10 protein-coding genes are annotated in these 12,142 nt (G+C 54.3%); 1 reads left to right on the top strand and 9 read right to left on the bottom strand.

Annotated features, from left to right (window positions below; translation table 11 throughout):
• Nucleotides 1-74: 74 nt before the first annotated feature.
• Nucleotides 75-719, bottom strand: coding sequence for a hypothetical protein (locus Q354_RS0100205; RefSeq protein ID WP_027855847.1), 645 nt, complete (start codon nucleotides 717-719; stop codon nucleotides 75-77).
• A gap of 23 nt (nucleotides 720-742) precedes the next feature.
• Nucleotides 743-1,309: a dCTP deaminase gene (gene dcd / locus Q354_RS0100200; RefSeq protein WP_027855846.1), complete on the bottom strand. Its 567-nt coding sequence runs from the start codon at nucleotides 1,307-1,309 to the stop codon at nucleotides 743-745.
• 212 nt (nucleotides 1,310-1,521) lie between these two features.
• On the opposite strand from dcd, the gene fldB reads away from it, so the two are divergent.
• Entirely contained in the window at nucleotides 1,522-2,040 is a 519-nt protein-coding gene (fldB, locus tag Q354_RS0100195) for a flavodoxin FldB (protein WP_027855845.1), read from the top strand.
• A 55-nt stretch (nucleotides 2,041-2,095) separates the two neighbouring features.
• On the opposite strand, the gene apbC is transcribed toward fldB, so the two are convergent.
• From apbC to Q354_RS0100160, 7 genes are all read right to left on the bottom strand, one after another.
• On the bottom strand, nucleotides 2,096-3,193 hold the full coding sequence (gene apbC, locus Q354_RS0100190) for an iron-sulfur cluster carrier protein ApbC (protein WP_027855844.1): 1,098 nt from the start codon (nucleotides 3,191-3,193) through the stop codon (nucleotides 2,096-2,098).
• Nucleotides 3,194-3,623: 430 nt separating this feature from the next.
• A complete protein-coding gene (locus tag Q354_RS0100185; protein ID WP_027855843.1) occupies nucleotides 3,624-3,980 on the bottom strand; it encodes a RidA family protein in 357 nt (118 codons plus the stop codon).
• Nucleotides 3,981-4,139: 159 nt separating this feature from the next.
• Nucleotides 4,140-7,598 carry an acyl-[ACP]--phospholipid O-acyltransferase gene (locus Q354_RS0100180; RefSeq protein WP_027855842.1) on the bottom strand — a complete coding sequence of 1,153 codons (3,459 nt, stop codon included), beginning with the start codon at nucleotides 7,596-7,598 and terminating at the stop codon, nucleotides 4,140-4,142.
• 12 nt (nucleotides 7,599-7,610) lie between these two features.
• On the bottom strand, nucleotides 7,611-8,204 hold the full coding sequence (locus Q354_RS24060) for a TetR/AcrR family transcriptional regulator (protein WP_036228121.1): 594 nt from the start codon (nucleotides 8,202-8,204) through the stop codon (nucleotides 7,611-7,613).
• A 203-nt stretch (nucleotides 8,205-8,407) separates the two neighbouring features.
• Complete coding sequence (locus Q354_RS0100170; RefSeq protein ID WP_027855841.1) at nucleotides 8,408-10,600, bottom strand: MFS transporter; 2,193 nt, start codon at nucleotides 10,598-10,600, stop codon at nucleotides 8,408-8,410.
• 164 nt (nucleotides 10,601-10,764) lie between these two features.
• Complete coding sequence (locus Q354_RS24055; protein WP_036228192.1) at nucleotides 10,765-11,220, bottom strand: glycine zipper domain-containing protein; 456 nt, start codon at nucleotides 11,218-11,220, stop codon at nucleotides 10,765-10,767.
• Between the two features lie 242 nt (nucleotides 11,221-11,462).
• Complete coding sequence (locus tag Q354_RS0100160; RefSeq protein ID WP_027855840.1) at nucleotides 11,463-11,867, bottom strand: ketosteroid isomerase-related protein; 405 nt, start codon at nucleotides 11,865-11,867, stop codon at nucleotides 11,463-11,465.
• Between the last annotated feature and the right edge of the window lie 275 nt (nucleotides 11,868-12,142).

Raw genomic sequence — 12,142 nt, 5'->3', positions numbered from 1 at the left:
TGTTCTCCCTATAAGAAAAACAGCAACAAAAAAACGGGTCAATCGACCCGTTTTTTTGTGTTCTGCAGTGCTGCTTAATGTACCGTGATGCCGATCGGTTTAATCACATCTTTCTGACCGTCAAACAGGTCCCGCAGGTTCCCCAGTGGAATCAGGCCGTGATCTTCCGGAGAGACGGGTAACTCGAACCAGTCCAGAGTCCAAATGCGGGTCATCAGTTCGTACTCGCCGATCAGTGCATCAAGGAAGATCATCACCGCTTCAACACGCGGCTCCATATCCAGCACTTTAGGCGAATCGGTCATATAGATCTCAAGGTGCAGGCGACCTTTCACCTCTCGCAGCGCACACCAGAAGTCACCCATCTCCGCCAGCTCTTCACCGATATTCACCACCTGGGGTACCGGGTCATAACGATCATTAAATGCCTTAAAGCGGATACCGGTCAGTTCCGGTGCCGCCCCGATCAGGCTCAGTACCGAGTGAATCGATTCCGGAAAGCCGTCACAGCCAAAGATCATCTCAACCGGCCCTTCCGTCTCTTCATCACGCTCGAAGTGAAAGGTCAGGTTGCCATCGATCTTACGCAACTGATCGCGGTACTGCTTTAGCAACGGCTCTGCTTCAAAGCGGTCATCATTACGGCTGCGCAACAGCTGTTCGATGGTGTCTTCCAGCTGTTCCCAGAAGACATTAATTTTCTTGCGAGTCTGGTTCATAAACGCCTGCGAGATATTAGAGATCAGGTACGTGGAACTACAACGCCAGTCTGTCCCTGATACTTGCCATCACGATCCTTGTAAGATGTTTCACACACTTCATCCGCACCAAGGAACAACATCTGGGCAACGCCTTCGTTGGCATAAATTTTTGCAGGCAATGGAGTGGTATTGGAAAATTCAAGTGTCACATGGCCTTCCCATTCAGGTTCCAGCGGAGTGACATTGACGATAATACCGCAACGGGCATAGGTGCTTTTACCCAGGCAGATGGTCAGCACATCGCGCGGAATCTTGAAGTACTCGACCGTGCGCGCCAGCGCAAAGGAGTTCGGCGGGATGATACATACATCTGACTTCACATCGACGAAACTGCCTTCGTCGAAGTTCTTCGGGTCTACAACCGAGGAGTTGATATTCGTGAAGATCTTAAACTCGTCAGCACAGCGAACATCATAGCCGTAGCTTGATGTGCCATAAGAAACAATGCGCTCGCCTGATACGTTACGTACCTGGTTTGGCTCGAATGGCGCGATCATTTCCTGTTCCAGTGCCATGCGGCGAATCCAGCGATCTGACTTGATACCCATATTCGGTCTACTTACCTTCACAATACTTCGATAACAGGGGAGCGATTCTACCGGATTCAGCCCCCCGGGCGAAAGATATTCATCACCGGGGACGGTAATTCAGGCCCTATTTACAGCCAAATAGTCGAAAAACTTCATCCATACGTATTGATAATCGTTATCATTTTTACTTTAATGATAATAACTCTCATTCAATAGTTGGAGCAGACAGCGTGAGTCTCGGTATTTTTTATGGCACAACCACAGGTAATACAGGCGATATTGCCGTGCTGGTGCAGGAATTCTTTGGTACTGAAGAAGCCTCGGTCTTCGACGTAAAGGATACGTCGCTGGCTGCCGTGAGTGACTTTGATCAACTGATCTTTGCTATCCCGACCTGGGACTACGGCGAAGTTCAGGAGGACTGGCTTGATATCTGGCAGGAACTGGACGGGCTGGATATGAGCGGCAAGACCGTTGCCCTGATCGGGCTGGGGGATCAGTATGGCTACGCCGAGTGGTTTGTCGATGCCATGGGAATGCTGCATGACAAGCTGGTTGCCGCCGGAGCTGCGGTCGTTGGCCACTGGCCCGTCGATGGCTATGAATACGACGAATCCAAGGCTGAAACCTCTGATGGTCGCCACTTTGTCGGGCTAGCACTGGATGAGGATAACCAGCATGAATCCACCCGCGAGCGCCTCAGTGAGTGGTGTTCTCAGGTGATGGTGGAATTTGCAGTAGCCTGCTAGCAGAGATCAGACGCCGGAATCCCAGGGGATTCCGGCAAGTAACCTTGCAAGTAACTCAGTCGTCGGAGACAGAGATCGAAGGGATCTTACTGCCGGCACCGTTTCGCTTCGACAGCTCCACCGCCACTTTAAGCGCAACGTCACGATACAGGCCTGCGGCCTTGCCTTCAGGATCAGCCACCACTGACGGCTTACCGGAATCGACCTGTTCACGAATCTGCAGCGAAAGCGGCAGACTGCCCAGCTGGGTGGTTTCATATTGCGCTGCGATACGCTCTCCCCCACCTTCACCGAAGATATGCTCGGCATTGCCGCAATTGCTACAGATATGCACGCTCATATTTTCAACAATACCAAGGACCGGGATCTCCACCTTACGGAACATCTCGATACCTTTCTTGGCATCCAGCAAGGCGATATCCTGTGGTGTGGTGACGATCACGGCACCCGCAACAGGTACTTTCTGTGACAGGGTCAGCTGAATATCACCGGTGCCCGGCGGCATATCGATAAACAGGTAATCAAGCTCGCCCCAGATGGTGTTAGAAACCAGCTGCTGCAAGGCCCCGCTGGCCATAGGCCCCCGCCAGACCATCGGCGTGGTTTCATCGATCAGGTAGCCCATCGACATCGACTGCAGGCCATGCGCCTCAATCGGACGGAAGAACTTCTCATCAACGGATTCCGGATGGATACCCGGCTGGATACCCAGCATCTGTCCCTGTGACGGCCCATAGATATCGGCGTCCAGAATACCCACTCGGGCGCCCTCGGCAGCCATTGCCAGCGCCAGGTTCACGGTGGTAGTCGATTTACCGACGCCGCCCTTACCGGATGCCACCGCCACTATGTTCTTCACACCCGCCAGATTGCTGCCAGCATCAGCCGGAGCAGGATGAGCACTGAGCTTATGCCCCACGCTTACCGTCACTTCGCTCACACCATCCAGTGCCAGCAGGGCTTCAGATACCTGGGCTTTCAGTGCCGTCGCGGTACCCGCGCTCGGATAAGGCAGTTGCAGTTCAACAGCCACTTTACCGGCATCATTATTCAGAGATCGAACAACGTCTGCGCTGATCAGATCAGCGTCCAGGTAGGGCAACTGAATCTTTGCCAGTTCTGTTTCAATGACTGCACACTCAGGACCAAACATAGCCTTTCCTTTGGAATCATTTTTACCGAAGAGCTTTGAAAACATGCTCACCTTCACCCAATAACCAAGTAATTATGTCAGGATTATGCGAAACAAAAACGCTGACGTCCAGCCCGGCCTGAATATGCGGCCGGATGAAGGACGCGGACAGCTAAATAACGGACGGAGAGTGTTCACTGTTCATCACAGGAAAACAAGGGAAGCTGACTGTGAGCCGACAGTAGACCGGGACTTTGTCATACTGCAGCCGGGCAGGCATATATGAAGTTATAAACTGCAATTGACAAGACTCTGATAGCGGGCGAACAGAAGAGCCAGAATCGGTAATAAACAAGGGCCGCTTCGGCTTCGGTTGCTCAACGGCCGGAAGCGGCCCCTGTGACTGCGACGGCCATTGCGATCAGCTTGCAACGCCGCCGTATTATAAAGACTACTTCTGGATTTTTGCCGCAGTCACCGAAATTTCGACTTTCAGTTCTGCCCGCGCCATAGCGGCACTGACACAGGCACGTGCCGGCGCACTGCCGGTCGGTACCCAGTCATTCCAGACCTCATTCATCGCCTGAAAATCTGCCATGTCGGCCAGATAAATCGTCGCCGCCAGCATATGGTGACGGTCACTACCCGCCTGCTGCAGCAATGCATCGACCTTTGCCAGCATGGTACGGGTCTGCTCCTGAATACCGGCGCTGGCATCTGCGGCAACCTGGCCGCACAAGTAGATGGTATCGCCGTGAATGACAATGCGGCTGGTGCGGGCATTTGTATCGATACGTTCAATAGACATTGGCTTTACTCTCTAAACTAAAATTTAGTTCTGTGACAAATGCCCGCGCCCCGGGATGATCCGGGCCACGTAGCATTTGCGCAGATATCTGAAGCTTTCTTCTGGGACGCTTGCAATACCTACAAGCGCTGTCAGGTCTGCCTGATACAGCGTCGCGGCTCAGGCAACGCCCTCTGCGGCTTCGGCCAGCAGCCTTGAGCGACTGAAATCAGTTTTGCCGCTACCCAGCATCGGTACCTGATCCACCAGGTGGATAGCGGACGGAATGGTGAGGGCCGCCATGCCGGCACTGATCAACTGCTCACGTAATCCCCGGGGATCCTGTTTACCTTCCAGCAACAGCACCACTTTTTCACCTTTTTTAGCATCCGGCAGGTTCACAGCGACCATCGGCAGTTCAGGTTCCTTCAGTATACGGCGTACTTCGGATTCAACGCTGGTCAGGCTGACCATCTCCCCGCCCAGCTTGGCGAAGCGGGAGTAGCGATCCACGATAGTCAGGAAGCCGTCTTCATCCACATGTCCTTTGTCGCCACTCTTGTACCAGCGAATTCCATCCATCTCCACGACGACATCGGCCGTTTTCTGTGGGTTACCCAGATAGCCCTTCATAATCTGGGTACCACCAATCAGGATCAGGCCATCGGTCCCGGTTGGTAATTCTTCGAGGGTATCCGGGTCAACGATCCGGAAGGTACTGCCCGGCAGCGCAAGGCCAACGGTTCCCAGCCTTGAGCCATGCTGAACCCGCCAGTCATCGGTATCCAGGTGGTCCGGCAGGTTCACCCCGGCGACAGGTGTCGTTTCGGTACAGCCATAGCCTTCTATGATCTGCACATGGTATTTGCTTTCAAATGCTTCCCGCACGGCGTTATCCAGCTTCTCAGCCCCTGCCACTACTACCCGCAGCGACTTGAACATCAGCGGATGCACCTTGCGATTACGGGTATACATACGCAGGAATGTCGAGGTCGCACACATAAAGGTCGCCCGGTATTTTGCGACGCCCTTACCGATACTCAGGGCATCGGTCGGGTCAGGGTGACATACCACCGGGATACCCTCGATCAGCGGCATAAAGCAGGTCACGGTGAGGCCAAAAGCATGGAACAGCGGCAGGGTCGCCATAATGCGGTCTTCTTCACGCACATTAAGCATATCGGAGACCTGACGCAGGTTAGCCATAATATTTCGCTGACTCAGCATGACCCCTTTAGGTGCACCTTCACTGCCGGATGAGAACAGGATCGCCGCCGTATCTTCCAGCCCGTTGCTGCGACACCAGGCCAGTTGCAACAGCGATACCGGCAGGAGTTTGGCGGTAATCAGGGTCGTCAGGCCCTCCGCTTTACTGATGCCCTCCTTGAGATCCTCCATATAGAGGACATCACGTCCTTCAAACAGCGGTGTTACATCGATGCCTTTCTGCTCAAGCTTGCGCACAAACTTATGCGCCGTCAGGATCGTTGACACCTCAGCCTGCTTCAGGCCTGAAAGCAGTGCCTCAGTTGAGGCAGTGAAGTTCAGGTTTACCAGCGTTTTACCAGCCATCAGCGCGGCCATATTGGCAATTGCCCCGGCGGTGGAGGTGGGCAGCAACAGCCCCAGATTCTGGCCTGAGGTTGATTTCAGACGTTTTGAAAATAACCGGGCACCGGTCAGCAACCTGGCATAGCTTACCGGCTGACCCTGCACATCGGTAATGGCCCACTCTGCAGGTGCGGCTTTGGCGGTGCGGATAAACGCCTGCGGCAGGGTCTCCAACGAACGGGTATGCTGCTCCCAGGTATGGATAGACAGTTCAAACACGCGCTTCTTAACGGTTTCGGCGGTGCTATCGATCGGCAGCGGTGCGCCGAAGGCGACGATAACATCACGCTTAAGGCCCCGGCTGCGCAGCTGTTTCAGCTTATCTGCCGAACGTGAGAACAAACTGCCCCAGAGGCCACGCAGATAGAACGGGATAATGACACCGTCTGCGCCCTCGCAGGCACGTTCAAAACCACGCTTAAATTCGTTCAGCTGGCCGATATGGCTGATGGTTCCTTCCGGGAAAAGACACACCATTTCGCCCTGGTTAAGCAGTTCCCGCACCTGGTCTAAGGCCTGTCGGCTCTGGCCACCGGAGATCGGGATAACCCGGTAGAGATCAAAAAACCATTTCAGATACCAGCGGGAATAGATGCCGCGATCCATCACAAAGTGGATATGCCGCGGACTGGCCAGCTGCAGCATCGCCCAGTCCAGCCAGCTGATATGATTACCCAGCAGCAGAGTACCTTTACCCTCTTCCGGCAGGTGCTCAAAGCCCAGTACTTTAAGGCGGTATTTCTGTTTGAAGATCGCCGCCAGAATAACCCGGATCAGCGCCTCAGGCAGACTGACTATCGCAAACACGGCACCACCGATGCCGATCGCCGCCAGCAGCCATAGCAACCAGATGCCATCAACAGAGGCCAGAGCAAAGGCGACGGTCAGGCCAAGGAAACTGAGCATGCCGATATTCTGAATAAAGTTACTGCCCGCCAGCACCCGACCGGTTTCATGCTCTTCCGCATGGAACTGCACCAGCGCATTCAGCGGCACGTTCATCAGGGCGCCGGTAAAGCCGATCAGCAGGAAAACACCGGCAAGAAGCGTCATCGAATCCATCATCGGCAACAGAATCAGTCCCAGGGCCACACCGGCAGCGCCGAGAGGTATCAGGCCAACATTGATGTAGTGGGTTGACAGGCGGCCGACAACCATCGAGCCGAGCATGATGCCGATTCCAGCCAGCGCCATCACGCCCTGAATAACGAAGGTATTGTGCTGGCCCAGATACTCCTCAGCGAACGCCGGAAACACCGCCAGCATCACCTGACTGATCGACCAGAACAGTGTCAGTCCGAGAATCGACAGCCAGATCGCCTTACGACGGTAGATCAGACTGAAATTCCTACGCAGCGTGCGCCCCGAGGTATAAGCCGCCCAGTCAAAATGCGCCTGCTCGTCAGTGTCACTTAACTTCGGCAGGCGTAGGGCCAGCAGCAGCTCAATGACCGATCCGGCTACCAGCACCCATCCCAGCGGAGCGATAATCTGCAATGACTGCTCCGGTGCCATATGGGCAACGCCTTCCAGGCGAATCTCAAACAGAGCCGAGAATACGACGATACCGGCCAGAATGGCGATCATGGTCACCGCCTGAACCCAGCCATTACCTTCACTGAGGTTTTCAGTCCCCACCAGTTGCTTGATATAGCCGTACTTCGCCGGGGAGTAGAAAGCACTCTGCAGCGCCAGTACGAAGGTCAGCCCGAACGCCAGCTCAAAGAGCCCCTGGTAGTAACACCAGGTAATCAGCAGGGTAATCAGCACCGCACCGGCCGCGGCCAGTCGCATCACCCGATGCTTGGGATACTTGTCGGCAAGAAAGCCAGAGGGTGTAAACAGCAGGATAAAGGGCAATAAGATCAGACCATTGACGATAGCCGTCAACAGGATCTGAGTCTCCCCTTCAAAGCCCTTAAAGAGGGTATTCTGGATAACAATTTTGTGGCCAAGATCCACGAAGGCATTAATAAAGGCCACACTGATAAATGCCAGGAAGCCTTTAACACTCAACAGCGCTTTCATACAGTTTTCCTTTTACTGCCAACCATCAAGATAGCGATCGATCAGATTGTCTGTCATCTGCAGCGCGCTGTCCGGCCCGGCCATAAACAGCTTATCGCGCAGATTCAGGATAGTAATACCGTGGACTCCGCTCCAGAGGGTGCGGGCGGCGAAGCGAACCTCACCTTCATCAGCATCGGGATGAAGTGAGCATAGCTGAGCCTCGACACCGCTAAATAAAGCAGCAATCGATTCTTCAAGCCATGCAGGTGATACCATTTCGTCGGGCGCCTGATGCTCAAACATCAGGCTCCAGCGGTGGGGGTTCTGCTCAGCAAAAAAAAGGTAGGCCCGCGCATACCCCTTCAGTATTTCACGCGGGTCTACCTTGTCCCCTTCACTCTTCAACGCCTGCAGCAGCTGATGCATGGTACGGGCATTGATATGCCAACAGAGATCATCCAGATTCTTAAACACCAGATACAGCGCTCCGACGGAGTAGCCGATTGCGTTGGCAACCTTTCGCGCGCTCAATGCAGCGATACCCTGCTGATCGAGCAGCTGCTCTGCGGCATCAATCGCCATTTCGCGAAGCTCATCTCTGGAATGATCACTACGTCTTGCCAAAGCTATATCCCCCGATATATTCCACTGCCACGAAACCCTGTGCTGATTCTATGCTTCGTGAACAGCGTTCAGCAAGCGTAAACACAGAATAATGAACACCGTTCAGAATGTAAACATAAATTTTGAACGTCGTTCAGATTAATTTTAGAGGTGTATTCAGAAAAGGATAAAGCCCGGCCCCTGAAAGCCGGGCTTGGATTAGATCAGGAACGGCTCAGCTGGTTGTTTTCGCCTTCTTTGTCCGCTACCGCTACCGCTACCTCTTCCTCCGCCTGAGACTGCAGTGCAGACTCTTCCGGGCGGTCGTCGATATCCTGCATCAGCGGCTCGACAGCATCAGCTTCATTCAACATATCAACCACGCCTGAAGCCATCTCAGGCACCGCCTCTACCACAACCACAGCGACATCAACCGCCTGTTCCGGCACTTTCTCAACGACCTGGGTCATATATTCGGTCAGGCTTTCTTCCACTTCTTCGGCTTTCGCAGCCTCAGTCTCGGCCTCATCGACATGACTCTCTCCAGACTCATCATCTTCACCGCCGGTCACGGAGCAGACATAGGCTTCCGTCACCTCAGTGGCGGCATCCGGCACAGCCTCGACCATTGTCAATGCCAGTTCACTGGCCTGATCCGGCGCGATATCGGACAGGTTGGAAACCAGATCAGCCATCTCCTGCTCGGTGCTATCGGCCTCACGGTCGACCGGGCGCATACCGTCCAGTTCTTCCTGTCGATCGGAGGCATAGCCCGCAGTTAGTTCTACCAGCATTTCCGGCGAGTCTTCTGCCACCGATTCAGCGGCCGATTCGATCAGGGCTCCACCCTGCTCCGGTACAGCTTTAGCCATGGCAACGGTGATTTCCACCAGTCGATCATGCTTCTCATCCACCAGCCACTGCACCAGTTCTTCGGCATCTTCCGGCGTCGCTGCAGCCAGCGCTTCCGCAATATATTCAGACATCTCAGGCGCCGCATCGATAATCGCCGCATACAACCTGGAAACCTCGATATCCTCCACCTGCGCCAGTGCCGCAGTGAGCTGGGCAGCCTGCTCCGGCGCATTTGCAGCCAGTGCCTTAGCCATTTTCACCGCTGCCGCCGGATTGCTTTCAGCCACTGCAACGGCCACCTCAGCTTCAGCACTTAGCGGCATCTCTGGCTCAATATACTCTGTACGCGGATCCAGCTCCGGCGCTGAGCTTATTCCCGCTGCCTGCATCACATAATGCTCCTGGGCTTCGGTAGGCAGCGCCACACTCACCCGCATACGATGCAGTACAAACAGAATCAGCAGCCCCTGAAGCACCAGCAGGAAATAAAATAGTGCATCGACACCCAGCATCTCCATCGAAAACGAAGCCAATACAGGGCCGGCGATACTGCCAACCGCGTAGGCCGCCATCAACCCACTAAGCGCGGCAACGATATCCGACTGACGCACCCGGTCCAGAGTCTGGGAAACACTGATGGGATACAGGCAGCCAAAAACACCGGTCATTAACGCCACACCCAACAACATCATGCCGAAGATATCCATATGGGTAACTGTCGGCACCATAGCCGTGGCCGCGATCGATATCACCAGCAAGAACAGCAATACGGTACGCCGGTCATAGCGATCCGACAGTGCGCCTACCGGTATCTGCAGCAGGAATGCCCCCAACATCGCAGATCCCATGAAAAGAGACAGACGGAAGCCACTGATATCATATTCAGCCGCGTAGATCGGCAACATGTTCAGCAGGCCGGTATAAAGCACGCCACAGAAAAAACAGGTCACCAGGCCCAGCGGAGATGCCCGGAGCAGATCCATAAACGGCAGATAGGTCGCCTCCTCAACCAGCGGCCCTTTTTGACGACTGAGGGCAATTGGAATCACCGCAGCAGCAAAGAGAATACCGGCAACCATAAACAGGCTGGTACTGGCCGGATCTGCCAGGTTGATCATAAACTGGCTGGTGATAAAGCCCCCCATAATCACTACCTGGTTCGTTGCCAGGATACGTCCCCGGGTTTTCTCGCTGGCAATTTCACTGAGCCAGCTATCGATGGTCGTGGTCGCGGCAGCAATGCCAAATCCGGTGAGAATACGCATCGCGCCCATTAACCATTCATTGGCATGAAGACCACTGGCCAGAATGCTGATCGCCGCTCCGGCAGCACTGGCCGCAAATACCCGCGAGTGACCGGCGCGTTTAACCAGTTGCCGCGAATAGAGTCCGCCCAGCAACATGCCAACAGCGTACATCGACATCACCAGACCGATGGTACTGGTATCCGTTGCATCCATACCCATACGTACCGGCAGCAGAATACCGGTCAGGCCATTGCCCAGCATCAGGATAAATACGCTGAAAAGCAGCGAGAAAAGGGGCAACAGAGTGGCGACCATAATGACTCCGGATCGGTCAGGTTTAAATTCAGCCCGAAGTGTCGGCCTCCTTGAGATATTTTGAAAGACCCGTATAGAAAAACGACAGCATTTGTCGTATTACAGCAACTCTACAGACAAAAAAAGGGCTCACAAGGAGCCCAAACGAGAGGTTGGATCTGAATTCAGTGCCAGTGACGATGGCCGTGCCCATGACCGTGACGACGGTGGTGACGGTGGTGGCGCTTCCAGTGACGGCGCTTATGCTTACGCCAGTGCTTGGGTTTGCCATAATAGTGATGTTCGCTGTAGTACACCGGTTGCTCACGCACAACCCGGACTTCGCGGTAACGTGGTGCTTCACGGTAACGTGGCTCATGATAAACGTGGGTTTCGCGCCGATGTTCTATGGTACGGTAGCGCGGCTCTCGATGATCCTTAGTATTAATTGCGGTTCCGACCGCGGCCCCCAGACCGGCTCCGAGCATAGCGCCATCACGACCACCCGCCTCGGCACCGATAAGACCGCCCAGAGCACCACCAATCGCACCACCCACCGCCGAATCCTGCGCCAGGCTACCCGCCTGTACTCCCTGAGAGACGACTACAAGCAATACCACTGCAAATATTTTTCTGAACATAAGCTGCTCCTCCAGCCAAGAGATTGGCAAAGCCAGGGCCCGTTCACGGATAACAACCGGGTCAATATCGCTTTGCTTTAACTTGAACACAGATTGCCATACTGTTTCTGAGCTGAAACTGAACACCGTTCAGAAATACTGTTGCTTTACAGCGACCGCTAAAAACGCGCGTAAACATAAAAGAGGAAAACAAAAAAGCGCTGTCCGGCAGCGCTTTTTTGTATCAGGGCAAAAAGATCGGGTTAGGAGACCTGGGCGATCCAATCTTCCAGGTTATAGTAGTTGCTGATGCGTGCCACCTTACCGTCGCGGACTTCAAAGAAAGCACCGGCAGGCAAGCGGTAGTTCTGTCCTTTCGCTTCCGGCAGGCCGGGATCAGACTTGAGGTATTTACCCAGCACCACAAACTCGGCTGCAGCGCGGCTACCATCCGCATTGACCATCACTTCGATATCCACCAGCTCCTCCTGGTAGCTGCCGTTCATCCGATCCATAAAGGCGGCGAAGGCATCGCGACCCACCTCGCGCCCGCCCTGGTTGATATCGTGAATGACATCGTCGGTCAGCAGGTTAAGAAAGACATCCATATCACCGGCGTTAAAAGCGGCGTAATACTGCTGGATCAGTTCTAATGTTGCATCGCGCATTTTGACAGGTCTCCTGAAAATAAAAACGAAGCTACCATGATCTGCGCCAAAGAGGCGGTTTCACTGCGTCGCCATGGTTTGAGATATCGACAATCCAAACTCTCCGGCAGAACGTTCTGCCGACGACGCAGACAGGATTTCGGGGCAACCTAATACCCCTGCTCCATGGGCCTTATGGTCCGGAGTTCGCTGGCTGCACTTCAGAAATCCCCACTGATTGCCTGTCGCGAAGTCAGTCGGCCTGTTTTCGACAACTTATGTCCGCGCCTGATCCG

It is taken from the genome of Marinobacterium jannaschii DSM 6295, from assembly GCF_000620085.1.
Lineage (GTDB): Bacteria > Pseudomonadota > Gammaproteobacteria > Pseudomonadales > Balneatricaceae > Pontibacterium > Pontibacterium jannaschii.
This window is presented reverse-complemented; position numbering and strand designations above follow the sequence as displayed.